Origin of the sequence: Bradyrhizobium sp. 1 (assembly GCF_023073315.1) — a bacterium.
Lineage (GTDB): Bacteria > Pseudomonadota > Alphaproteobacteria > Rhizobiales > Xanthobacteraceae > Bradyrhizobium.
On record NZ_JADPJH010000026.1, the window covers coordinates 324915 to 348465 of the forward strand.

Here is a 23551-nt window from a genome sequence, read left to right on the forward strand (position 1 = left end):
GGGACGGTGAGAGTTGGACTCGTGGAGAGTCCCCCTCACCCGGAATCCGCGCTTGCGCGCGCATTCCGGCCTCTCCCCGCACGCGGGGAGAGGCGAAGAGCATCTCACACAATCCGCGACGTCTTGTTCCCCCAGTAGCGATCCCTCAGCAGCCGCTTGTACAGCTTCCCCGTCGGCAACCTTGGCAATTCCTTCTCGAAATCAACCGAGCGCGGCACCTTCTGCCGCGACAGCGACGCGCCGCAGAAGGCGATCAGCTCCCCGGCGAGCGCCTCGTCCGGCACCACACCCGGCATCGGCTGCACCACCGCCTTCACCTCCTCGCCGAGATCGGGATTGGGCACGCCGAACACCGCGGCATCGGCAACCTTCGGATGGGTGATCAGCAGGTTCTCGCATTCCTGCGGATAGATGTTCACGCCGCCGGAGATGATCATGAAGGTGGCGCGGTCGGTCAGGTACAGGAAGCGGTCCTCGTCGACATAGCCGACGTCGCCGACCGTGCTCATGCTGCCGTCGTCCGAACGCGCTTCCTTGGTCTTCTCCGGATCATTGAAATATTCGAACGGCGATCCCGTCTTGAACCAAACTTGGCCGGGCGTGCCGGCCGGGCACGGCTTCATGTCTTCGTCGAGAATGTGGAGGTCGCCGAGCAGCACCTTGCCGACGGTGCCGCGATGAGCCAGCCATTCCTCGCTGTTGCAGGCCGTGAAGCCGAGCCCTTCGGTCGCGCCGTAATATTCGTGGATGATCGGCCCCCACCATTTGATGATGTCGTCCTTCACCAGCGCCGGGCAGGGCGCGGCGGCGTGGATTGCGATCTCAAGCGATGACAAATCGTAGCGCTTTCGCACCTCCTCCGGCAGCTTCAGCATGCGCGAGAACATCGTCGGCACCAGCTGGGTGTGGGTGATGCCCCATTGCGGCACGAGCTGCAGATAGCGCTCGGGATCGAAAGTCTCCATGATGATCGCGGTGCCGCCCATGCGGATCGTGAGATTGACCGCCGCCTGCGGCGCCGAGTGATAGAGCGGGGCCGGCGACAGATAGACCATGCCTTCGCGGTAGTGCCAAAGCTTTGAAAGGAAATCGAACAGCGGCAGATTGTGCTTTGGCGGCTCTTCCGGCAGCGGCCGAATAATGCCCTTTGGGCGTCCTGTCGTGCCCGACGAATAGAGCATCGATGTGCCGAGACGTTCATCCGCAATTGGTGTCGCCGGCAGACCGGCGGTGACGTCCGCAAGGCCGACGATGCGCTCGCTCTCGCCAGGACCGTCGGCGACGATGCAGAGCTTGACGTCGGGACAGGCGTTGATCGCCTCGCGCGCGATATCGAGTTTTGCAACGGACGTGATCAAAATCTTGGACTGGCTGTTGGTCAGGAGATAGGCGAGTTCGCCCGCTGTGAGGAAGGAGTTGATGCAGGTGTAGTAGAGCCCCGACCGCTCGCCCGCGCCGCAGGCTTCGAGATAGCGGGAATTGTTCTCCATGAAGATCGCGTAGTGATCGAGCCGCCTCAAGCCGTGCTTGCGGAACAGATGCGCCAGGCGGTTGCTGCGCGCATCGAGTTCGCGATAGGTGGCCTCGCCGCTCGTGGCCATGATGAAGGCGGGCTGGAGCGGGCGTAGACGGGCATGCAGACCGGGATACATCAATCCTCCACGTGAATTAAGCGGCGAGAAGCAAGATTTCGCGCACCTGCGCTGGGCTCTCGATCTTGCGCGGGTTGCGCGGCACCCAGGGCGTGCGCATCGCCTGTTCGGCGATGGCGTCGAAATGCTCCGGCGAGACGCGTACGTCCGCGAGGCTGCGCGGCATGCCGAGCGAGCGGATGAAGGCATCGAGCACGTCGGCGGCGCTGTGACCGGGAAAACCCATCGCGGCCGCGACGATCATCTGCTGCTCGGCATTGTCGCGCGCATTCCAGCGCATCACCGCCGGCAGCATGATGCAGGAGGTGTAGCCGTGCGGCACGTCGAAGGCCGCGCCCAGCACATAGCCGATGCCGTGGCTCGCGCCCATGGGAACGCCGGCCGCGAGCGCACCCATCGACAGCCAGGTGCCGATTTGCGCGTCCATCCGCGCGTCGAGATCGGACGGGTCCGCCTTCACCCGCGGCAGTGCGTCCGCGAGCATCGCAAGCCCCTTGACCGATTGCGCGTCGGCATAAGGGTGTGTTTCGCGTGAGCAGATCGCCTCGACGCAATGATCGATAGCGCGGATGCCGGTGGACAGGAACAGCCATTCCGGCGTGTGCACGGTGATGGCGGGATCAAGGATGGTCGCGCGCGGCACCGTCAGCGGGTGCCGCAGCATCTGCTTCACATGAGTGCTGCGGTCGGTCACGCCGGCAATCGATGAGAACTCGCCGCCGGCTATCGTGGTCGGCACGCTGACCTGGCGCACGGTCGGCGCGATCATCTCGGGCGCGACGCCCTTGTGCACGCGGATGCGCTCGATGCCGTCGATATCGTCGATGCCGTTGGCAAGGCAGAGCTGCACCGCCTTGGCGCCGTCGGTGATCGAGCCGCCGCCGACGGTGACGATCAAATCGGCACCCGCCTCGCGCGCCGCGTTGCTGGCCGCGATCACCGCCTCGCGCGGAGTATGCGCCGGCATCGCGTCGAACAAGCCCGCGCAGCGTGCACCGAGCGCGTCTTTGATCTTCGTGATCTCGTCGGTCTCTCGGTTGAGCGTGCCCGAAGCCATCAGGAAAGCCCGGCGCGTTCCCAGCCGGTCCATCTGCGCGACGATGGCTTCAGCCGCCGGATGGCCGAACACGACCTCCTCGATCGCGCCGTAAACGACACGTCCCTGGTGCACGGCTGTCCTCCCGGACAATTCGTCTTGTTTTGTAGGGGCAATCTAGCCGAGCCGGCGGTGCGCGTCATGTGCGAAGACGCTGGCCGCTTCTTACCCTCCCCCTCCCTGGGCGGGTCGCGACCGCCGCGCTTTCATCGCCAATCTCACTCGCACCAACCGCCGCGCGCACTCACCTATCTCGCTGTCAACCCGCCATCCGGCCAGGGCGCTCCTCCGAGCGTTGCGCGCGTTTTGGTCTTGAAGAGTTCATCATCTCCACCCATCTTGTGGCGCCCGCGGGTAGAGGCGTACCCTGCATTTTCCGCGGCTTTTGATGCGAGGACATGGGATGAGTGGACCGAACGGAAGCGAGCCATTTGTGAAAAAGCACGATTTCGTTCAGCCTCGGCACATTGCCATCACCGGCCTTCTCGCCGCGGCGTTTGCGCTCACCGGTTGCGGACAGCCGACCTCGCAAGCGGGCGCTCCGCCGCCCGCGCCGGTGTCCGTCGCCCAGCCGGTCAAGCGCACCGTCACCGATTGGGACGAGTTCACCGGCCGCTTCGAGGCGGTCGAGGAGGTGCAGGTGCGCCCGCGCGTCGGCGGCTTCGTCAACTCGGTCGAATTCCAGGACGGCGCCATCGTGCACCAGGGCGATCTGCTCTACGTGATCGACCCGCGTCCGTTCGAGGCGGTGGCCGAGCAGGCTGATGGCCAGCTCTCCGATGCGCGCGCCAAGGTGGAACTTGCCAAGCGCGAGCTCGATCGTGGCTTGAACCTGGTCCAGACCAGCGCGGTCTCGGAGCAGGCCGTCGACCAGCGCCGCCAGGCCTTGCAGGCCGCACACGCAGCCGAGACCCAGGCCGCGGGTGCATTGAAGGCCGCCCGGCTCAACATCGAATTCACCCATGTGACCGCGCCGCTCACCGGCCGCGTCAGCCGCCATCTCGTCAGCCCCGGCAATCTCGTGCAGGGCAGCGATACCGGCACCTCGACGCTTCTCACCTCGATCGTCGCGCTCGATCCGATCTACGTCTATTTTGACATGGATGAGGCAACCTTCATCAAATACAGCAAGCTGTGGTTCGAAGGCCGGCGCCCGAGCTCGCGCGATACGGCGAACCCGGTGCAGGTGACGCTGGCCGGCGAGACCAAGCCGTCGCACGAGGGCACCATCAACTTCCTCGACAACCGCCTCGATGTCTCGACCGGCACGCTGCGCAGCCGCGCCGTCGTCAAGAACACGGATATGTCGATCCTGCCCGGCCAGTTCGGCCGCGTCCGCCTGATCGGCAGCGCGCCCTATGAAGCGCTGCTGATTCCTGACGTCGCTATTGCAACCGACCAGTCCCGCAAGATCGTGTTCGTGGTGAAGCCTGACGACACCGTCGAGGCGCGCCCCGTCGTGCTCGGGCCGCTCGATGAGGGCCTGCGTGTGATCCGCGAAGGGCTGAAGCCGGAGGACCGCGTCATCGTCAACGGCATCCAGCGCGCCCGCGTCGGCGCCAAGGTGGCGCCGTCTCCCGCGCCAGCGCCGGCCGGTGGCAAGTCATGAATCTGGGCCGTCTCTCCATCAACCAGCCCATCCTCGCGATGGTGCTGTCGATCGTGCTGCTGATCGTCGGCGCGCTCGCCTATACCACGCTGCCGGTCTCCGAATATCCGCAAGTGGTGCCGCCGACCGTCGTCGTCACCACGCAATATCCCGGCGCCTCCGCACAAACTGTTTCCGATACCGTTGCAGCTCCCATCGAGCAGCAGATCAACGGCGTCGAGGACATGCTGTATCTCTACAGCCAGGCGACCTCGAACGGGCAGCTGACCATCACCGTCACCTTCAAGCTCGGCACCGACCTCGACAAGGCGCAGGTGCTGGTGCAGAACCGCGTCGCGATCGCGCAGCCGCAATTGCCGGACGAAGTGCAGCGCAACGGCGTCGTCACTCGCAAGAACTCGCCCGACATCCTGATGGTCGTGTTCATGCTGTCGCCCGACGACACCTTCGACCAGCTCTACATCTCCAACTATGCGCTGCTCCAGGTCCGCGACCAACTGCTGCGCATCGACGGCGTCGGCGACATCCAGATCTTTGGTGCGCGCGACTATTCGATGCGGCTGTGGCTCGACCCTGATCGCATTGCCAATCTCGGCCTGACGTCGAGCGAGGTGCTCGCGGCGATCCGTGCCCAGAACGTGCAGATCGCAGGCGGCCAGATCGCCGAGCCGCCGATCGCCGACCGCGCGTTCCAGCCGAACCTCGTTTTCACGGGACGGTTGAAAGACCAGAAGCAGTTCGAGGACATCCTGATCAAGGCCGGCTCCGACGGCCGCACGGTGCGGCTGCGCGACGTCGCCCGCATCGAGCTCGGTGCTCTCGCGTATTCCACCAACAGCTTCCTGTTGCGCAAATCGGCGGTGGCCATGCTGGTGACGCAGCGGCCGGGATCCAACGCGCTCGCGACGGCAAAGAATATCTCCGACACGATGACGAAGCTCAAGGCGAGCTTCCCGAAAGGGCTCGACTACAATATCGGCTACAACCCGACCGAGTTCATCGCGCAGTCGGTCCATGAGCTGATCAAGACCATCTACGAGGCCATGCTGCTCGTGGTTATCGTGGTGCTGGTGTTCCTGCAGGGATGGCGGCCCGCGATCATTCCGATCATCGCGATCCCGGTTTCGCTGGTCGGCACCTTCGCGGTGATGGCGGCGCTCGGTTTCTCCATCAACAATCTCACGCTGTTCGGCCTCGTGCTCGCCGTCGGCATCGTGGTCGACGATGCCATCGTGGTGGTCGAGAACGTCGAGCGCCATCTCGAGCATGGCTTGAGCCGGCGCGACGCCGCGCTCAAGACCATGGAGGAGGTCGGTGGCGCGCTGGTCTCGATCGCGCTGGTGCTGTGCGCGGTGTTCGTGCCGACCGCGTTCATCGGGGGCATTTCCGGACAGTTCTTCCAGCAATTCGCCGTCACCATTGCGGTGGCGACCGCGATCTCCTGCTTCTGCTCGCTGACGCTGTCACCGGCGCTGGCCTCGCTGCTCCTCGTCCCGCATGAGGAGAAGCGGCCGCCGGCCGCCTGGAATCTCATCGCACGCGGCTGGAACGCGTTCACCGGCGCCTTCAACCGTGTGTTCGACCGGCTCGCGCATGGCTATGCCGGCCTTGCCAATTTCGTGATCCGGCATTCGGTGGTGATGATCCTGATCTACATCGTGCTGATCGGCAGTGCCGGCTGGCTGATCGGGACCACGTCGCAAGGCTTTATTCCGGCGCAGGACCGCGGCTACGTCATCATCTCCGTGCAATTGCCAGGCGCGGCATCGCTGGCGCGCACCACCGAGATCGTTCGCGAGATCGAGCGGATCTCGCTGGATACGCCGGGCATCGTCCGCGTTGCCGCTTTCGCGGGCTTCTCCGGTGCGACACGCACGCAGGCCGGCAACGCAGCCGCATTGTTCCCGGTGTTCGACGAACCCGAGGTGCGCCTGAAGAAGGGGCTGACGGCGAACGCCATCACGGCCGAGCTGCGCAAGCGGCTCGCCGCGATCCAGGGCGCATTCATCATCGTCATTCCGCCGCCGGCCGTGCCCGGCATCGGCACCGGCGGCGGCTTCACCATCCGCATCCAGGACCGCCAGGGCCGCGGGCCGGAGCTGCTCGCCGCGGCCACCGACGAGCTTGTCGCCGCGGCGCGCAAATCGCCCATGCTGCTCGCTCCCACGGTGTTCTCGCCGTTCTCGGCCAGCACGCCGCAGCTCTTCGTCGACATCGACCGCACCAAGGCGCAGAAGCTCGGCGTCCCCATCGCCAACATCAACGACACGATCCAGACCTATTTCGGATCGACCTATGTCAACGACTTCAACCTGTTCGGCCGCACCTATCACGTCACAGCCCAAGCCGACTTCCCGTTCCGCAAAGAACCCAGCGATCTCTCGCGGCTGCGCACGCGCAACGCTTCGGGTGACATGGTGATGCTCGGCAGCGTGGTCGAGTTCAAGGACGTCTCGGGTCCCGACCGTGTCGCGCGCTACAATCTCTATGCGGCGTCCGAACTGCAAGGTGAGCCGGCGCCGGGCGTGAGCTCGACCACCGCGCTCGACGCCATCAAGAAGCTGGCGGACGACACGCTGCCGAGCGGCTTCACTTTCGAATGGACGGATCTGTCCTATCAGCAGGTCACCGGCGGCAACGCCGGCCTCTACGTGTTCCCGATCTGCGTGCTGTTCGTCTACCTCGTGCTCGCCGCGCAATATGGCAGCTGGACGCTGCCGTTTGCGGTGATCCTGATCGTGCCGATGTGCCTGCTCGCCGCGACTATCGGCGTGCGCATCATGGGCCAGGACGTCAATATCCTCACTCAGATCGGCTTCGTCGTGCTGGTCGGGTTGGCGGCGAAGAACGCGATCCTGATCGTCGAGTTCGCGCGCGACATCGAGAAGGAGGGCAAACCGAGGCTGGAGGCCGTGATCGACGCCTGCCGGCTGCGCCTGCGGCCGATCCTGATGACGTCCTTCGCCTTCATCCTCGGCGTGCTGCCGCTGGTGATCTCGTCCGGCTCCGGCTCGGAGATGCGGCAAGCCGTCGGCGTCGCGGTGTTCTTCGGCATGATCGGCGTCACCCTGTTCGGGCTTTTGTTCACGCCGATCTTCTACGTCGTGGTGCGGAACCTGGCCGAGGGGCGCAACGAGGGGAAGAAGCCGGACGCGGTGGCGCCTTAAATGCTGGCGATGGCCACCGACGTATCCTCAATCACGGTGCCGTCCCGCGAAGGCTGGGAGACACCGTTTTTGTAGCCGGCCCTCCATACTAACGACCAACATGAAATGGATGGGCAGGCGCGGGGTTCTTCACTAGTATTCGCGCGATTTCAAAACAGAAAACTGCTGGGAGCTAACGAATGAAATCAGCACTTTTGGCCGCTGTCGCAACCTCTGCCCTGTTGCTGGCGGCGCCGGCCTCCGCGCAAGGCGTCAAGATCGGCATCCTCAACGACCAGTCCGGCGTCTATGCCGACTACGGTGGAAAATACTCGGTCGAAGCCGCCAAGATGGCGATCGAGGATTTCGGCGGCGAAGTGCTCGGCCAGAAGGTCGAGATGATCACCGCCGATCACCAGAACAAGCCCGATCTCGCCACCTCCATCGCACGTCGCTGGTATGACGCCGACAACGTCGACATGATCACGGAACTGACGACGTCGTCTGTCGCGTTGGCCGTGCAGGACCTGTCGAAGGAAAAGAAGAAGATCGACATCGTGGTCGGCGCGGCCACGTCGAACATCACGGGAAGTGCCTGCTCGCCTTATGGCTTCCACTGGTCATTCGACACCCATGCGCTGGCAGTCGGCACCGGCGGCGCGCTGACCAAGGCCGGCGGTGACAGCTGGTTCTTCCTCACCGCAGACTATGCCTTCGGTTACGCATTGGAGAAGGACACCAGCGAGATCGTCACCCACAATGGCGGCAAGGTGCTGGGTTCGGTCCGCGTTCCCCTCAACTCGTCGGACTTTTCCTCCTTCCTGCTCCAGGCGCAGAGCTCGAAGGCGAAGATCGTCGGTCTCGCCAATGCCGGTCAGGACACCACCAACTCGATCAAGCAGGCCGCCGAATTCGGTATCGTCCAGGGCGGCCAGAAGCTCGCCGGGCTGCTGATGACGCTGGCCGAAGTGCACGGCCTCGGCTTGCAGGCCGCGCAAGGTCTGGTGCTGACCGAAGGCTTCTATTGGGATCAGAACGACACCACGCGCGCCTTCTCCGAACGCTTCTTCAAGCGCACCGGCCGGATGCCGAGCATGATTCACGCCGGCACCTATTCGGCGACGCTGAGCTATTTGAAGGCGGTGAAGGCTGCGGGCACCAAGGACACGGAGGCGGTTGCCAAGAAGCTGAAGGAGCTGCCGGTCGACGACGCCTTTGCCAAGGGCAAGGTGCTGGAGAATGGCCGCATGGTCCACGACATGTATCTGTTCGAGGTCAAGAAGCCCTCGGAATCGAAGAAGCCGTGGGATTATTACAAGCAACTCGCCGTCGTCCCCGGTGATCAGGCCTTCTTCACCGCCAAGGAAAGCGGCTGCCCGCTGACGAAGTAGCCTCTCGTGTCCCGGACGCGCTGCAACGCGTAGCGTTGCTGCGCAGAGCCGGGACCCACTCTTCTTCACGAGTCGAGGCCTGACTGGGTCCTGGTTCAGCGGCGCAGCGTTACACGCTGCACCGCGCCCGGGACACGAGCGCGTGTGATGCCGCGCTTATTGAGCCATCCGCAGCACCACCGCCCCCAGCGCACCGGCCCACAACGCAATGGCGGCGAGGCCCTGGATCGCAAAGCCGGGGCCGCGCTTTGCCGCCGCCCGGGAATAGCCGATGAAATAGACGATGCGGCCGATAACCCAGACCGCGCCGATGCCGGCTGCAATGGCGTCGCCGATATAGATCGCGAACAGCCAGAGCGCCGGCAGGACGATCGGCATCCATTCCAGCGTGTTCGCCTGGATGCGGAAGGCGCGCTCGAAATCGGGATGGCCCGATGTCGCCGGCACCTTTACGCCTGTCTTCGACCGCGACCGCGAGACGTTTATGCAGGTGAAGAAATAAAATGCGATCGCCAGCAGCGTGACGAGGGCGGTGAGATGATACATCGCGCGATTCCCCAAAAGAGATCGCGCTTCAATAGCCCGTCAGCTCGAGATAGCCAACGCCGTTATGCGTGCCGGCAAAGCTGATCGGCCCCTCCCAATAGGAGAAGCCGGTCCCCATCCAGGCTTTTGGATTGAGCGGCTTGCAGGAAATCGAGAAGGACCGCGAGGGGATCGCGATCTGCCATTCCACCGGCAGCTTGCGACCCGCGACCTCGGCGGTCACCTTCGGAATCATCTGGATGTCGCCACCCGCAATCATCTGCGTGTCGCCGGCGGTGCTGATCCAGTTGCCGAACGGGTAGTCCCTGCCGTCCTTCTGGCGCAGCCGGTACAGCATCAGCTTGTCGCCGGATGAAAGATGCAGCGACAGCCAGTCCCAGCCGGTCTGATCAGTGTCGAGCGGCTGGCTGCTCCATTCGCGGTCCATCCAGGCCTGGCCGGAAACATCGACCGGCTTGTCGTCGATGGTGAGCGTGCCGCGCGCGCGGTAGAATGGCTGGCTGTAATAATAGGAAGCCTGCCCGCGCTCGGACTTGCGGCTGAAGCCGCGATCGCCCTGCAGCACCACCGGACGATCGGCCTCCAACGTCAGCGCGTAGCTGAAATCGGTGCCCGATGCCTTCAGCGTCAGCGGCGCCAACGTGCGATCGTCGGTGCGCTCAAGACCTTTCATCTCCCAATCGTCGATCCATGCCGCAAACGGTTTTGCCGTGACGCCGGCCTGCCCGATCCCGCCGCGAGAAAACACCTCGTTGAAGCGGTGCGTGTCGGCGCGGGTCACCGCGGCATGCGCCATCCAGATCTGCTGATTGGCCCAGCCTTCACCTTGCGGCCCCGGCTGCGTTGCCTGGCGGAACAGCGTCCATTGCAGGCCGCAAGCCGCGCCGCTGCCATCTGTGAGATTCGCCGTGAGATACCACCACTCGATGCGAAACTCCGGATGCGGCCCGTGATCCGCCGGAAAGGCGAAGGTCTTTCCCGGCGTCACCTTCGCAAAGCCGTCGGCGGTCTCGCCGAGCCCGGCATATCCCTGCGCGGCAGCGCGCCGCGCAAGAGCGAGCGCCGCGATTCCGCCGGCAAAAGTGCGCCGCGAGATTTTGTCAGCGTTCATTGGCGAACACCTTGACGAGACTCGCGGGCTGCATCCGCGCCAGCCGTATCATCGGCAGCAATGCGGCAAGCAGCGAGGCAAACAGCGCGACCGCAACCAGCTCGACCAGCTGCAACGGAAAGACGTGGAACGGCAGCCGCCAGCCGAACGCCTTGACGTTGACGATTGCGATCAGGCACCACGCCACCAGCAGCCCGAGCGGCACGGCCAGCAGCGCGGTGAACAGCGCGACCGACAGCGTCTTGGTCAATTCGATCGCGGCAAGGCGCGGCCGCGTGATGCCGATCGCCCACAGGGGTGCGAGCTGCGGCAGGCGCGAATTCGCCAGCGTCAAGAGGCTGGTCAGCAGCGCGATGCCGGCCACGCCGAGCGTGAAGGCGTTCAGCGCGGACGTCACTGCAAAGGTGCGATTGAAGATGCGGATCGATTCCGCCTTCACCGTCGCCTGGTCGGCGACGCTGCGGTCGTCGAGCGCAAACTGCTTCTGCAACGCTGCGATCAGACCGGGGATGTTTTCCCTCGCGACAATGAGACCGATCCGCGTCTGCGGCGTCTGCGGAAAATGCCGGATCAGCGCCGCGACGTTCACCGCGAGCTGCCCCTTGGGATTGCCGTAATCCGCATAGATGCCGACGATGTCGAGCTCCCAGGTCCCGCCAGGCGCCGGAACCTCGATGACATCGCCGACGCGGACATTGAGGCGGCGGCTCAGCTGCTCGCTGATGAAGGCGGCATTGCCCGGCACGAGTTGGGTCCAGGCGCGCGGCGCGGTTTCCAGCAGCGGCCAGCGTTCGCGATAGAGGGCGTGATCGGGCAGGCCGAGCAACTCCACCGGCTGACCCTGCACCTGGCTGTCGGCGCGTCCGCCCGACAGGATCGCCTGCACGTCGCCGCGCTCCTTCAGCCAATTCCGGATCGCGACACCTTGCGAATTGTCGGAGGCGCTGATGTAAACATCAGCCGCAAGCCGCCCGTTGAGCCAGCCGATGAAAGTGCGGCTGAAGGTTTCCACCATGGTGGAGACCCCGACATTGACGGCGAGCGCGAGCAGCAGCGCCATCAGCGCCAGCGACAATCCCGAGAGCTGCTGCCGACTGTCCGCCCAGAACCACAGCGCAAGCGGCCCTTTCGCAAAACGCTGGCCGACGAGCAGGATGATCTCGAGGAACGCCGGCAGGATCAGCGCCGCGCCGAGCATCAGCGCCGCCAGCACGCCAAAACCTGCGATCAGCGATTGCCCGTAATGAAGCAGCAGCAGCGCGACCGCGAACACCATGCAGGCCGCAGCGCTTTGCAGGACCAGCCAGCGGCGCTGCCGCTGCTGCCAGGCGTGCGGCTGGGCGGTCGCGAGCACCGGCATCCGGATCGCCTTGATCAAGCTGGTTGCCGCCGCCACCATCGCACCGGCGATGCTGATGCCGATGCCGGCGAGCCACCATTCAGGCTGCAGCGTGAGCTGCCCCGGGATCTGCGCGCCATAAAGCCCGCGCAGCGAGGCCGCGACGTCGGGCAACAGCGCAGCCGCGATGAAATAGCCGCAGACAAGCCCGATCAGCCCGCCGACCAGCGCCAGCGCCACCAGCTCGATCACCAGCACCGTGTTGACTAGCCGCGCCGAGGCACCGCAGGCCCGCAATGTCCGCAGCATCGGCAGCCGCTGCTCGAAGGCGAGCCCGACGGCCGAGTTGACGATGAAGAGGCCAACGAAAAACGACAGCAGGCCGAAGGCGGTGAGGTTGAGATGGAAACTGTCGGTGAGACGCTCCAGCTCGGTCTCCGCATTCGGCTCGACCCGCTGCAACTGGTCGCCGACGACGCTTGCGAGCGGCGCCGGCTTGCCCTTCGCCTTGCCGATCAGGAGCCGCGACACCTGATCCGGCTTGTTCAGGAGACGCTGCGCCACGCCGATATCCACGACGAGAACGCTGGGGACGAGCTGCGGCAGCACGCGCAGCGGCGGCAGTTTTGCGCCACTGCTGATCGGTGGCGCGGCGCCTTCCTGCTCCTGCAAATCGTTCAGCGTTTCTCGCGCCACCAGCGTCTGGCCGGGCGGAGCAACAAAACTGCCCAGATCCGAAGCACCAAGGCGCGGTGCATTGCCGACATCGGCCGGCATCGTCACCGGCTCGATGCCGAGCAGCCGCACTGAACGGCCGTTGATCTGGACCCGTCCTTCCAGCATAGGCGACACCGGCCAGCCCGCGCGGCGGAGTTTTACGAACAGCTCCTGCGGAAAAGTCGCGGCGTCGGGCGCGACCAGCATGGCGGTGCGCGCGCCGCCAAAGGTCGCCGCTGCGCGGTCATAAGCGTTGCGGGCCTGCTGGTTGATGGCCTGCACGCCGCTCCACAATGCGGTTGCTGCAATCAGCCCGATCAGCAGCGTCGCGAACTGCATCTTGTGCCGCCGCCAATGGCTCAGGAGCACCGCGAGCACCCACAGCGCGCGCCTCATGCGATCCGCCCCGCATGCAAAGTGAGGTGACGGTCGAGCGTGCCGGCCAGATGCAGGCTGTGCGTCACCATCAGGAAGCCGCAGCCGGTGCGCGCGACGAGGTCGCGCGCCAGTGCCAGCACGTCCTCGGCGGTGGTCTCATCGAGATTGCCGGTCGGCTCGTCGGCGAGCAGCAGCAACGGTTTTGTCGCCAGCGCCCGGCCGATCGCGACCCGCTGCTGCTGGCCGCCTGATAATTGCTCTGGATAACGTTTGAGGAGGTCGCCGAGTCCGAGCCGCTCGACCAGCTCCTTCATCCAGACGGCGTCATGCCGGCCGGCGATCCGCGCCTGGAAAGCCAGATTGTCCGCGACCGACAGGCTCGGGATCAGGTTGAACTGCTGGAAAACCAGGCCGATCCGGTCGCGCCGCAAGCCGGCGCGCCCTGCGTCCGAGAGCTTGGTGACCTCGGTCTCCTCCAGCCGGATCGAGCCGCCGTCGGCAGCATCTAACCCTGCGATCAGGTGCAGCAGCGTGCTCTTGCCGCTGCCGGATTCGCCTGTGAGCGCGACGCGCTCGCCGGCCCTGAGGTCGAGATCGACACCGCGCAGCACATGGACCGGTTCGCCGGCCGAGGAGAAGGTCTTGGAGAGATTTCGGATACTCAGCACGATGGATGGCGCCGGACGGAATTAACGGAAATGCTGCGTAGCACACTTGCTGCGGAAATGCCGGGGTTGCGTTGCCGTTCAAGCCGTTGTTAGCTCCCGAGACGACCAAATCAAAAAGTGCCAAAAAAAGACATACGGGGAGAACGATGAGCGCTCAGGGAACGCCCAATGCGGCGGGGAAGACGACCGATACGCCGAAGGGCGCCTGGACCGTCACGTTTCTGCTCTTTCTCTTCATGGTGGTGAACTTCGCGGACAAGATCGTCGTCGGCCTCGCCGGCGTGCCGATCATGACCGATCTGAAGCTCGAGCCGGAGCAGTTCGGCATGCTCGGCTCCTCGTTCTTCATCCTGTTCTCGATCTCGGCCATCGTGGTCGGCTTCATCGTCAACAAGGTGCCGACGCGCTGGGTGCTGCTGATCTTGGCGGTGATCTGGGCGCTGGCGCAGTTTCCGATGGTCGGCACGGTCTCCTTCACCACGCTGCTGATCTGCCGCATCGTGTTGGGCGCGGGCGAAGGCCCGGCCTTCTCGGTTGCCGCGCACGCGATCTACAAATGGTTCCCGGACGAGAGGCGCACGCTGCCGACCGCGATCCTGTCGCAGGGCTCGGCCTTCGGCGTGATCCTCGCCGTGCCGGCGCTGAACTGGGTCATCGTCAATCATTCCTGGCACTACGCCTTCGGCGCGCTCGGCGTCGCCGGCCTGATCTGGGTCTGTGCCTGGCTCACCTTCGGCAAGGAGGGCCCGCTGGAGGATACGCAGACCCTCGCCGCCACTGAGCCGCAAATCCCCTATTTGCAGCTTCTGACCTCGCGCACTTTCCTGGGCTGCGTGATCGCGACCTTCGGCGCTTATTGGGCGCTGTCGCTCGGCCTCACCTGGTTCACGCCCTTCATCGTCAAGGGTCTCGGTTTCTCGCAGAGCCAGGCCGGCTTCGTCTCGATCCTGCCCTGGGTGTTCGGCGCTGCCGTCGTCATGCTCACCGGCTGGATCTCGCAGGTGATGATGGCGCGCGGCTACACCACGCGCATCTCGCGCGGCGTGCTGGGCTCGGTACCGCTGATCCTCGGCGGCTTGATCCTGTCGACGATGCCGCATGTCACGGGCGCGGGTTTTCAGATCGCGCTGCTCGTGGTTGGCTCCGGCCTGTGCGGCGCGATCTACGTGGTCTGTCCGCCGATGCTCGGCGAATTCACCCCGGCGTCGCAGCGCGGTGCGGTCCTGGCCATCTACGGCGCGCTCTACACGCTTTCGGGCATCATCGCGCCGACGGTGATGGGCACCGTGATCCAGCGCGCCGGCAACATGGTCGGCGGCTACATGACCGGCTTCACCATCAACGCGGTGGTGATGGTCGGCTCTGGCGTCATCGGCCTGCTGCTGCTCTGGCCGAACACGGAAAAGGCGAGGCTGACCCGTGGCGCTGCTCCGCAGACGGCACCGCTGAAGGGCGTGGTGTCGCCGACGTAAGGGTGGCTCTTACCCTGCCCCTCCAGGGGGAGGGTCAGCAAGAAGCCGTCGCCTAATTCATCCCCTGCGCGCCCCGAATCAGCTTGCCCGGCCGGCGCCCCGTCGCCTCGCCCTGCCGCCGCGTCACGACGCCCGACACGATCGTCGCGTCATAGCCATCGACATCCTGCAACAGCCGGCGCCCGCCCACCGGCAGATCGTAATGCACCTTCGGCGGATGCAGATGCAGCCGGTCGTAGTCGATCACATTGACGTCGGCCTTGTAGCCGGGCGCAATCAACCCACGATCGGTGAGGCCGACCGAGAGTGCGGTCTTGCGCGACTGCGCTGCGACCACGAATGGAATCGTGAGCTTCTCGCCGCGGGTACGGTCGCGCGTCCAATGCGTCAGCAGATAGGTCGGGAAGCTCGCATCGCAGATGATGCCGCAATGCGCGCCGCCGTCGGAGAGGCCCGGTACCGATTGCGGATCGATCAGCATCTCGCGCGTCGCGTCGAGATTGCCGTCGGCATAATTGAGGAACGGCACGTAGAGCATGCCGCGCCCGTCATCCGACAGCATCGCATCGTAGGCGAGCTCTTCCGGCTGCCGGCCCTGCTTGCGCGCCTGCGGGCCCAGCGCGTTCTCCGGCGGCTGCTCGTAATCGGGGGGATCGCCGAGCAGGAACATCTTGTCGTAGTTGGGACGGAAGAACAGCGGATCGTCGGTCGCGGTCGCCGTCTCGCTCAGGATCGCCTTGCGCAATTCGCTCTGATGCAGCCGTGCGAGTCGCTCCTTCAGCGGCAGATGGGCAATCGCCTTGTAGCTCGGATGGGTCTGGAACGGATTTCGCGACAGCTCGAGGCCAAGCAAGAGCCCCACGGGGCGCGCCGCGATCTGCGCGGTGATGGAGAGGCCGCGCTTGGCCGCCGCGTTGATCTCGTCCAGCGTCTGGCGCCAGCGGTTTGGCGCCTTGTCGTTCTGCGTGATCGAGAACGAGATCGGGCATTTTGTGGCATCGGCCACCCGCAGCATCATCGGCAGATCTTCGTGGAGGGTCGAGAGATCGAGCACGAATTGCAGCACGCTGCGGCCCTGGCTGTGCATCGCGCCGGCGATGGCGGTGAGCTCGTCCTCGCCCGCCTTCAGCGTCGGCGTGAAATCGCCGGTGGATGTGCGGTGGTTGAGCGTGCGCGAGGTCGAGAAGCCGAGCGCACCTGATAGCACCGCCTCGCCCGCGAGTTTTGCCATCGCCGCGTTGTCGTCCGCCGTCGAGGGATCGCGGCGCGCGCCGCGCTCGCCCATCACGTAGACGCGCAGCGCGGCATGCGGCAGCTGCGCGCCGATATCGATGTCGAAATCGCGCTTGGACAGCCAGTCCATGTAATCCGGAAAACTTTCCCACGCCCAGGGAATGCCGGCGCTCAGCACCGGCTCGGGAATGTCCTCGACGCCTTCCATCAACTGGATCAGGCGGGTGTGGTCGACAGGCTTGCACGGCGCAAAGCCGACGCCGCAATTGCCCATGATCGCGGTGGTGACGCCGTTCTGCGAGGACGGCGTGATGTCCTGGCTCCAGGTGACCTGCCCGTCGTAATGGGTGTGGACGTCGACGAAGCCCGGCGTCACCAGTTTTCCGCGCGCGTCGATCTCTTCGGCGCCCTTGGCCGAGATATTCCCGACCTCGCTGATCCTGCCGCCGATGATGGCGACATCAGCCTCGAACAGCTCGCCGCCGCTTCCATCCGCGACAGTGCCGCCGCGGATCACGAGATCAGGGGTGCTCATGGTGTTTCTTCCCGTTTTGTTGTTTTGCTTGGGCGCATTTTCGGGCGCGCCGGCGCAGTGTCAACCGCAGGGACGTGCGCTCAGGGTTGCGCGGCCGCCTTGGCTTGCGGCTTCCGCTCCGTGAACGGCGACAGCACCACCGTCGCCAGCATGAAGATCACGGACGCCCCGAACACCCAGTGCGGCGCGTTCTGGTCCATGATCCAGCCGAACAGCAGCGGGCTGACGATGCCGCCGAGATTGAAGCCGGTGGAGACGATACCGAAGGCGCGGCCGGCTGCACCGGCAGGCGCGGCATTGCGCACCAGCATGTCGCGCGATGGCGCGATCACGCCGGAGAGGAAACCTGCGGTCGCCATCGTCGCGGTCAAGGCCCAGCCCGGCAATGTCACCAGTGCGATCAAAAGCACGATTGCCGCATTCGCGGCAAAGCAGGCCGCCGCGACATAGCCGTGATGCTCGGTGTGGTCGGCGAGGAAGCCGCCCGCGAGCACGCCCGCGGCGCTGGCGCCGAGAAATGCGGTGAGCGCGACGTTGGCGACGGAATAGGTTGTGCCGTAGCCGCTCATCAGCGCGACCACGCCGAAATTGTTGATGCCGGCGACCGACAGGCTGAGTAGCATGAACAGCGCGGTCAGCGTGATCAGCGCCGGGGTGATGACGGCCTGCTTAGGTGCGTTTTCGTTGCCCGGCTTTGTCTTGTGTGCGCCGGTCTCGGGAATGCCGATGGCCACCAGCAGCAAGGCCACCAGAATGGCGATCGCGCCCGATGCGATCAATGCGCCGGCGCCGCCCGACACGGTGACCAGCGCGGCCACGATCGCCGGCGTCACGGCACCGCCGAAATAGCCGGCAAAGGTGTGGATCGAGAAAGCGCGCCCCATCCGCGCCTCGTCCATGTGCTCGGCGAGAATGGCGTAATCGGCGGGGTGATAGACGCTGTTGGCGAGCCCGAGCAGCACGGCGCAGGCGATCAGCGAGGCATAGCTCAGATGCAGGCCGAGCAGGATCAGCGCGAGGCCGCCGAGCGTGAGCCCAATCAGCAGGATCTTCCGCGCGCCAAAATGATCGACGAGATAGCCGGTCGGCGCCTGGGTCAGGCCGGATACGACGGCGAGGGTGGTGAGCGCAAAGCCGAGCTCGACATAGCCGACGCCGAGCTGGCTCTTCAGGAACGGGAACAGCATCGGCAGGACCAGCAGATGGAAATGGCTGACCCAATGCGCGATCGAGATTCCGGTCAGCGTGCGCAGCGCACTGTCCGCCTTGCCTTGTTGCGGTGCGGCGAAAACGTCGACCATTGCAGTTCCGTTTCACTCCCTGAGGGAGCGCAAACTATCGGGGAGAGCAGTTATTTGTCCATGAACGCAGGCGCATGGCAGGTAGTGGAGGTTGCTCGCTGGCGATCTCGAGGATGCCGTCGAGGGGAGGGGACGCACTGTTCGTGGGGAAGCATCACACCCTCACAACGGCTCGTCGTCGTTGCCATGGCGGTCGCGCTTCGGCGTGGCCATGTCGCCGTCCTCATCATCGTCGTCGGTGTCGCGCGGAGGCGGGGGCTTTTTCGCCTTGCCTTCAGCCGGCTTGGGCGGTTCGGTCTTGGGCGGTTCGCTCGGCTTGGTCTTGGCCATGGCTGGTCCCGGATGGTGATGCGTCATCCGCTTCTACCCGGAAAATATGTGCGGTTCCTGACTTATCTCAAGGGCCCTCGGCGAAGCCGTCAATGCAGGATCGGCCCGCCCGCCTTCTTCCAGGCATCGATGCCGCCGGCGATGTGGGCGGTGTTGGAAAGGCCGGATTCCTTCGCGGCCGCAACCGCCATCGCCGAGCGTTCGCCGAAAGCGCAGAAGAACACGATTCGGCGCCCGGTCGCAGCCGCGACCTCGCGCAGCATGCCGCCGGGCTTGAGGCTCTCCTCGACGCTCGGATAGGGCGTGTGCAGCGCACCTTCGAGCGTGCCGTGCTTGGCGCGCTCGTTGCTCTCGCGCAAATCGACCAGCAAGATGTCGGGCCGGCCGAGCGAGCGGATCGCCTCGACCGCGCTGAGCGCGCGGCCTTCCTTCTCCAGCTCTTCCTGATGCAGGCCGACGCGCATGTTGGCGGGCACCGCCACGTCCATCATCTTCGGATTGGGCAGCTTCAGGTTCGCCATCAGCTCGATATAATCGTCGACCGAACGCACCTGGAGCCGCGGATTGTAGCGCTTCTCCTCGCCGATGGTGGAGACGGTGTCGCCCTTGTAGTCATGCGCCGGGAACACCATCGTCTCGTCCGGCAGCTTCAGCAGCCGGTTGAAAATCGAGTCATACTGCGCGCGTGAAGAACCGTTCTGGAAATCGGTGCGGCCGGTACCGCGGATCAGCAACGTATCGCCGGTGAAGACGCGGTCGCCCATCAGATAGGAATAGGAATCGTCGGTGTGGCCCGGCGTGTACATCACGTCGAGCGACAGGCCCTCGATCGTCACCTTGTCGCCGTCGGCGACCCGCATCGCGACAACGTCGGCCTTGGTCTGGTCGCCCATCACGGTCATGCAATGGGTGCGGTCGCGCAACTCGCCGAGGCCGGTGACATGGTCGGCGTGCAGATGGGTGTCGACGGCCTTGACCAGCTTGAGGTCGAGCTCGCGCAGCAACTGGCAGTAGCGATCGACCTTCTCCAGCACGGGATCAAGGATCAGCGCCTCGCCGCCGGGGCGGCTGGCGAGGACGTAGCTATAGGTGCCCGAAACGCTGTCGAAGAGCTGGCGGAAGATCATGGCAAGACCCGGCGTGAACTGATTTCGACGATTCTACTATGCCGGGGGCCGGAAAGAGAAGCAATTCACTGTGTAGACAAGGAAATTTAGAAAAATTTTATTGTGAGGGATGGGGCGGGTCGGGGGCGGCGGCATCACCCGCTGTGTGCCTGCAAAAGGCTTACGGCCTCACCACCGTGTACCCATTCTCCGCCAGGAACAGGATCTGCCCGACGCCGACCTGCACCGGCGTCGCCGCCGGAATGAACTCGGGCCGCTTGCCCGTTTCCCGCTCGATCGTGTCGACGGTGTTGAGGCAGATGTCGAAGCGTACGCCCTGCGCGATCAGGCTCTCGACCTGCCTGCGGCGCTCGCTGCCGGTGAGCAGCAAATCGACGCCGGGGCCGAAGGCCACCAGTTCGATCGCAACCTTGTCGGGATCATACGCCTTCAGCAGATTGTTGGCGACGCTCAGCACCAGCGCCTGCTTCTTCGCATCGCCGTCGGAGAGCTGAAGCACGATTCTGTGCTCGGCGAACGGCTTGTCCTGAAGCGGTACCTGCTGGGCCGAAACGAGCGGCGTCGCGGCGAAGGCGAGCAGCGCCAGCGTCAGCGCGGATGAGATCAGCGAGCGCATCATCCTATCCCGCAATGCCCGGGTTGTTCTCGACGCCCATCAGCGTGACGCCGGTGCCGAGCCGTTCCTGAAACATGCGGCCCGAGCGCAGATATTTGGCGACGACGTCCCAGACCGGCGCGCCTTGCTGGCCGTTGACCGAGGCCCAGCCCGCGACCTTGTAGCGGTGGCTCGCGCTGAGCGTCTTGCCGCCGTTGAGCTTCACGTCGGAGATGCGGCTGCCGATCGCAGCGGTCGGCGTGCAGGTGTAGCTGAGCCCGCCGGTGCGCACCATGTCGCCGCCCTGCTGGTAATAGGGATCGGCGTTGAAGAGATTGTCGCAGATGTCTTCCAGCACGTTCTTGATATCTGCCCCGAGCATCTCCTGCACATAGGTCTCGGGATAGGTGATCGCGGTCTCCGCGAGCACATCCTCCATGGTCAGCGGCTGGCCGGACAACGCGGTGACGCCCCAGCGGAAACCCGGCGACAGCGCGATCTCCGCATCGAGCTCGGTGCGTAGCGCGGTGCAGATCAATTCGTCGACCGGACCGGTGAAATTGCCGCGGCGATAGAGCAGGCGGTCGGGTGTTGCGATCTTCTCCGCCCAGTCGGTCACATGGGGCGCGCGCAGCCGGCCGATCAGTTCGGCCATGGCGGGGTCGGGCTTCAACAGCTCGGAGTAGACCGGCAGCAGATGATATTTGACGTCGCTGACTTTGCCCTTGTCGAGCGCGAGGTCGAGCACGGCCAGAAATTTTCCGTTGGAGCCGGCATTGGTGACGAGCGTCGTGCCGCCGGCGTTCTTCACCGGGATAGGCTGCGGCACGGCATCATGGGTGTGGCCGCCGAGGATGACGTCGATGCCGGTGACGCGGCTCGCCAGCTTGAGGTCGACATCCATGCCGTTGTGGGACAGCAGGATGACCGCATCGACCTTGTCGGCGCCGCGCAAGGCGTCGACGTGTTTCTGCAACTCCTCCTCGCGGATGCCAAAAGTCCAGTCCGGCGTGAACCGTTTTGGATGCGCGATCGGCACGTAGGGAAAGGCCTGGCCGATGATCGCGACGCGATGGCCGCCGAGTTCCTTGATCACAGAGGGCTTGAACACGCGCCCCGTAGCCTTGTCGAAGGCGGCGGCATCGTTGAACGCGGCTTCCTCGGTCAGGAAAACGTTCTGCGCCAGGAACTCGCCCTTGAAGCGCTCGAGATTGTCGCGCAGCGCCTGCTCGCCATAAGTGAATTCCCAATGCCCGGTCATCGCCTCGATGCCGAGCAGATTGGCGACCTCGACCATGTCGCGGCCCTGCATGACGTTGGCGAGCCCGGTGCCCTGCCAGAGGTCGCCGCCGTCGAGCAGCAGCGAACGCGCCTCGCCGGCCTCGTTGCGCAGGCGATCGACCAGCGTCTTCAGATGAGCGAAGCCGCCGAGCTTGCCGAAGCGGCCTGCGGACTTCTCGAACTCGAAGCAGGTGAAGGCATAGGCATCGGCGCTGTCGGGCCGGATGCCGAAACGTTCGAGGAAGGCGCGCCCGACCAGATGCGGCGGCCGCCCCGCCATCTCGCCGATGCCGATATTGACGCTGGGCTCGCGGAAATAGACCGGGTTGAGCTGCGCATGCGTGTCGGTGATGTGCAGGATGCGCGCATTGCCGAACCGTTCGAGGTCGTAAATGCTGGCAGTCTCAGCGCCCCGCGCGAGCCGCGGCAGTCCGAGCGATGCGGCGGCAAATGCTGTGCTCTTCAGGAAATCGCGGCGGCGGATCGCCATCTCGAATTCTCCGCCCCTCAATGATCGCTCGACTGTTTCAACAGGTTCAGTCTAGCGGATTTCCATCGCCTTCCACGCCTCTTTTTCAGACGTGGCCTGGAAGGTTGATGCTTTTGCCAGGGCTTCGGCCTCTTTCGCCGCGGCAATGGCGCGATCGAAATCGCCGCTGTCGCCCGCCTTTTTGGCTGCCGCCAGCGCCGATACGGTCACGGTCCATTGGTTGCGCATGCCGGCTGCCTCCTTGGAAGCAGCCTCCGCAGCGGCATAGGCCGCCTTGTAGTCCGCCTCGTTTGCCGCGCGCGCCGCTGGCGCCAGGCTCAATGAGAGCAGCATGGCGAGTGGAAGTGACCGCTTCATGGCCGCGCTCCCGGGCCTGAAATCGGCAGGCCGTTGGCGACGTAGGAGAGGAAATATTCGACGTCGCGATATTCGTCCGCCTGCGGCTCCAGCGGAACCGCGCGGGTTTGGCTGTTGCAGGTGACGAAGCGGCGGCTGGTCGTGCCCATGCCGCTCCATTCGGACCGGTAGATCGGCATCGCGTTCAGAATGCCGAGCGCCGGCGCCAGGATCTCGGCGCGGATGCGCTCGCCCGGGCTCTGCACATGGCAGCTCGCGCAGGAGAAATTCAGCTGGCCGCGGCGGGTGTAGAAATAGCGCTTGCCGTTCTCGAACGCCGCGAGCGCGCGGGGATCGTCGGGTATCCTGATGTCCATCGGCTTGCCGCGCGAGGTGAACGCCATGTACGCCGTCAGCGAAGCCATCTCGTCCTTGACGTAGGAATAGGGCGCCTCGCCATTGCCCTCGCGGCAGCGGTTGAGCGCGAGCTCCAGCGTGACGACCTTGCCTTCCTTCCCGTCGAAATAAGGATAGTTCTGGCGGATGCCGATACCGCGGTTCGGGAAGCAGTCGGCGTAGGTCTTGCCGTTCTTGAACGGGGTCGCGAACATTTCCTTGCCGGCGTCGAGCGCGAACTCGTAGGGCGGGAATTCTTCCTTCTCCTGCCACTGCCGCTTCATGTCCGCGTTCATCGAATAGGGACCGTTGACGAAGTCCTCGTGCTTCACATCAGGAAATTTCTGGAAGAAGAAATTCTGGAACGCTTTGGCGTCCGCAACGGGATCGACCTTGTCGGCTGCGACCACGCGCGGCGAGGTGAGGGCGAACGCGACGAGCGCGGCACTCAACGAGCCAAGCAGGAGAGCGGAGCGGGCCTTCATCACGCGATCTTCGCGGTGATCGTATCCGAGCCGCCCTTGTTGTCGGTCCATGAGATCTTGAGGTCGTCGCCCTTCTTGCCGCCCTTGAAGCTGAACTTCACATAGGGGTCCTTGGAGACCGCGGTGCCCCAATTGGCGACGAAGACGTCCTTGCCGTTACATTCGAACTTCAGCTCCTGGATGTAGTGCGCAGGGATCGGCTCGCCCTTGGCATCCTTGACTAGGCCGGTGTCCATGGGGTGCTGGATCAGCGTCTGCACCTCGGTGATGTCGCCGTTGGATGTTGCGCGTACGCGAATGCTGGATGCCATCTCGGT

General features: G+C 64.8%; 19 protein-coding genes. 4 read left to right on the forward strand and 15 right to left on the reverse strand.

Going from position 1 to position 23551, the window contains the following annotated elements:
• Window positions 1-104: 104 nt before the first annotated feature.
• On the reverse strand, window positions 105-1652 hold the full coding sequence (locus IVB29_RS21975) for an AMP-binding protein (protein ID WP_247505478.1): 1548 nt from the start codon (window positions 1650-1652) through the stop codon (window positions 105-107).
• A 16-nt stretch (window positions 1653-1668) separates the two neighbouring features.
• Window positions 1669-2823 (reverse strand): iron-containing alcohol dehydrogenase, encoded by a 1155-nt coding sequence (locus IVB29_RS21980; protein WP_247505479.1) that lies wholly within the window; start codon window positions 2821-2823, stop codon window positions 1669-1671.
• Between the two features lie 328 nt (window positions 2824-3151).
• Between IVB29_RS21980 and IVB29_RS21985 the strand changes: the two genes are divergently transcribed.
• From IVB29_RS21985 to IVB29_RS21995, 3 genes are all read left to right on the forward strand, one after another.
• Entirely contained in the window at window positions 3152-4357 is a 1206-nt protein-coding gene (locus IVB29_RS21985) for an efflux RND transporter periplasmic adaptor subunit (protein WP_247505480.1), read from the forward strand.
• Window positions 4354-7524 carry a multidrug efflux RND transporter permease subunit gene (locus IVB29_RS21990; RefSeq protein WP_247505481.1) on the forward strand — a complete coding sequence of 1057 codons (3171 nt, stop codon included), beginning with the start codon at window positions 4354-4356 and terminating at the stop codon, window positions 7522-7524. Before IVB29_RS21985 ends, IVB29_RS21990 begins: the two co-directional genes overlap by 4 nt.
• Window positions 7525-7703: 179 nt before the next feature.
• Entirely contained in the window at window positions 7704-8894 is a 1191-nt protein-coding gene (locus tag IVB29_RS21995) for an ABC transporter substrate-binding protein (RefSeq protein ID WP_247505482.1), read from the forward strand.
• A gap of 156 nt (window positions 8895-9050) precedes the next feature.
• Here the strand turns inward: IVB29_RS21995 and IVB29_RS22000 are convergent, their stop codons facing one another.
• The 4 genes from IVB29_RS22000 to IVB29_RS22015 are packed head-to-tail and all read right to left on the reverse strand — an operon-like array spanning window position 9051 to window position 13653.
• On the reverse strand, window positions 9051-9440 hold the full coding sequence (locus IVB29_RS22000) for an MAPEG family protein (protein ID WP_247505483.1): 390 nt from the start codon (window positions 9438-9440) through the stop codon (window positions 9051-9053).
• A 28-nt stretch (window positions 9441-9468) separates the two neighbouring features.
• On the reverse strand, window positions 9469-10551 hold the full coding sequence (locus IVB29_RS22005) for a lipocalin-like domain-containing protein (RefSeq protein ID WP_247505484.1): 1083 nt from the start codon (window positions 10549-10551) through the stop codon (window positions 9469-9471).
• Window positions 10541-13003, reverse strand: coding sequence for an ABC transporter permease (locus tag IVB29_RS22010; protein WP_247505485.1), 2463 nt, complete (start codon window positions 13001-13003; stop codon window positions 10541-10543). Before IVB29_RS22010 ends, IVB29_RS22005 begins: the two co-directional genes overlap by 11 nt.
• Complete coding sequence (locus IVB29_RS22015) at window positions 13000-13653, reverse strand: ABC transporter ATP-binding protein (RefSeq protein WP_247505486.1); 654 nt, start codon at window positions 13651-13653, stop codon at window positions 13000-13002. Before IVB29_RS22015 ends, IVB29_RS22010 begins: the two co-directional genes overlap by 4 nt.
• A 146-nt stretch (window positions 13654-13799) precedes the next feature.
• Here IVB29_RS22015 and IVB29_RS22020 point away from each other — a divergent pair, with 146 nt between their 5' ends.
• Window positions 13800-15125: an MFS transporter gene (locus IVB29_RS22020; RefSeq protein ID WP_247505487.1), complete on the forward strand. Its 1326-nt coding sequence runs from the start codon at window positions 13800-13802 to the stop codon at window positions 15123-15125.
• 52 nt (window positions 15126-15177) lie between these two features.
• On the opposite strand, the gene IVB29_RS22025 is transcribed toward IVB29_RS22020, so the two are convergent.
• From IVB29_RS22025 to soxZ, 9 genes are all read right to left on the reverse strand, one after another.
• Window positions 15178-16893, reverse strand: a complete 1716-nt coding sequence (locus tag IVB29_RS22025; RefSeq protein ID WP_247505488.1) for an amidohydrolase family protein — start codon at window positions 16891-16893, stop codon at window positions 15178-15180.
• A gap of 80 nt (window positions 16894-16973) precedes the next feature.
• Complete coding sequence (locus IVB29_RS22030; protein WP_247505489.1) at window positions 16974-18194, reverse strand: MFS transporter; 1221 nt, start codon at window positions 18192-18194, stop codon at window positions 16974-16976.
• Window positions 18195-18356: 162 nt separating this feature from the next.
• Window positions 18357-18524, reverse strand: a complete 168-nt coding sequence (locus IVB29_RS22035) for a hypothetical protein (protein ID WP_247505490.1) — start codon at window positions 18522-18524, stop codon at window positions 18357-18359.
• Window positions 18525-18613: 89 nt separating this feature from the next.
• The gene (locus IVB29_RS22040; protein ID WP_247505491.1) at window positions 18614-19651 is read right to left on the reverse strand and encodes an MBL fold metallo-hydrolase; all 1038 of its coding nucleotides are present in this window, start codon (window positions 19649-19651) and stop codon (window positions 18614-18616) included.
• A gap of 160 nt (window positions 19652-19811) precedes the next feature.
• Entirely contained in the window at window positions 19812-20270 is a 459-nt protein-coding gene (locus IVB29_RS22045; protein WP_247505492.1) for a hypothetical protein, read from the reverse strand.
• Between the two features lies 1 nt (window position 20271).
• The gene (soxB, locus tag IVB29_RS22050; protein ID WP_247505493.1) at window positions 20272-22017 is read right to left on the reverse strand and encodes a thiosulfohydrolase SoxB; all 1746 of its coding nucleotides are present in this window, start codon (window positions 22015-22017) and stop codon (window positions 20272-20274) included.
• A 51-nt stretch (window positions 22018-22068) separates the two neighbouring features.
• Window positions 22069-22374: a hypothetical protein gene (locus tag IVB29_RS22055; RefSeq protein WP_247505494.1), complete on the reverse strand. Its 306-nt coding sequence runs from the start codon at window positions 22372-22374 to the stop codon at window positions 22069-22071.
• A complete protein-coding gene (gene soxA, locus IVB29_RS22060; RefSeq protein ID WP_247505495.1) occupies window positions 22371-23234 on the reverse strand; it encodes a sulfur oxidation c-type cytochrome SoxA in 864 nt (287 codons plus the stop codon). Before soxA ends, IVB29_RS22055 begins: the two co-directional genes overlap by 4 nt.
• Entirely contained in the window at window positions 23234-23545 is a 312-nt protein-coding gene (gene soxZ, locus IVB29_RS22065; RefSeq protein WP_247505496.1) for a thiosulfate oxidation carrier complex protein SoxZ, read from the reverse strand. Before soxZ ends, soxA begins: the two co-directional genes overlap by 1 nt.
• Between the last annotated feature and the right edge of the window lie 6 nt (window positions 23546-23551).

What these genes read in the sequence shown, in the direction of transcription:
- IVB29_RS21975 (WP_247505478.1), bottom strand. Translation starts at nt 1,652, where the DNA reads ATGTATCCCGGTCTGCATGCCCGTCTACGCCCGCTCCAGCCCGCCTTC.
- IVB29_RS21985 (WP_247505480.1), top strand. Translation starts at nt 3,152, where the DNA reads ATGAGTGGACCGAACGGAAGCGAGCCATTTGTGAAAAAGCACGATTTC.
- IVB29_RS21990 (WP_247505481.1), top strand. Translation starts at nt 4,354, where the DNA reads ATGAATCTGGGCCGTCTCTCCATCAACCAGCCCATCCTCGCGATGGTG.
- IVB29_RS21995 (WP_247505482.1), top strand. Translation starts at nt 7,704, where the DNA reads ATGAAATCAGCACTTTTGGCCGCTGTCGCAACCTCTGCCCTGTTGCTG.
- IVB29_RS22000 (WP_247505483.1), bottom strand. Translation starts at nt 9,440, where the DNA reads ATGTATCATCTCACCGCCCTCGTCACGCTGCTGGCGATCGCATTTTAT.
- IVB29_RS22005 (WP_247505484.1), bottom strand. Translation starts at nt 10,551, where the DNA reads ATGAACGCTGACAAAATCTCGCGGCGCACTTTTGCCGGCGGAATCGCG.
- IVB29_RS22010 (WP_247505485.1), bottom strand. Translation starts at nt 13,003, where the DNA reads ATGAGGCGCGCGCTGTGGGTGCTCGCGGTGCTCCTGAGCCATTGGCGG.
- IVB29_RS22020 (WP_247505487.1), top strand. Translation starts at nt 13,800, where the DNA reads ATGAGCGCTCAGGGAACGCCCAATGCGGCGGGGAAGACGACCGATACG.
- IVB29_RS22025 (WP_247505488.1), bottom strand. Translation starts at nt 16,893, where the DNA reads ATGAGCACCCCTGATCTCGTGATCCGCGGCGGCACTGTCGCGGATGGA.
- IVB29_RS22030 (WP_247505489.1), bottom strand. Translation starts at nt 18,194, where the DNA reads ATGGTCGACGTTTTCGCCGCACCGCAACAAGGCAAGGCGGACAGTGCG.
- IVB29_RS22035 (WP_247505490.1), bottom strand. Translation starts at nt 18,524, where the DNA reads ATGGCCAAGACCAAGCCGAGCGAACCGCCCAAGACCGAACCGCCCAAG.
- IVB29_RS22040 (WP_247505491.1), bottom strand. Translation starts at nt 19,651, where the DNA reads ATGATCTTCCGCCAGCTCTTCGACAGCGTTTCGGGCACCTATAGCTAC.
- IVB29_RS22045 (WP_247505492.1), bottom strand. Translation starts at nt 20,270, where the DNA reads ATGATGCGCTCGCTGATCTCATCCGCGCTGACGCTGGCGCTGCTCGCC.
- soxB (WP_247505493.1), bottom strand. Translation starts at nt 22,017, where the DNA reads ATGGCGATCCGCCGCCGCGATTTCCTGAAGAGCACAGCATTTGCCGCC.
- IVB29_RS22055 (WP_247505494.1), bottom strand. Translation starts at nt 22,374, where the DNA reads ATGAAGCGGTCACTTCCACTCGCCATGCTGCTCTCATTGAGCCTGGCG.
- soxA (WP_247505495.1), bottom strand. Translation starts at nt 23,234, where the DNA reads ATGAAGGCCCGCTCCGCTCTCCTGCTTGGCTCGTTGAGTGCCGCGCTC.
- soxZ (WP_247505496.1), bottom strand. Translation starts at nt 23,545, where the DNA reads ATGGCATCCAGCATTCGCGTACGCGCAACATCCAACGGCGACATCACC.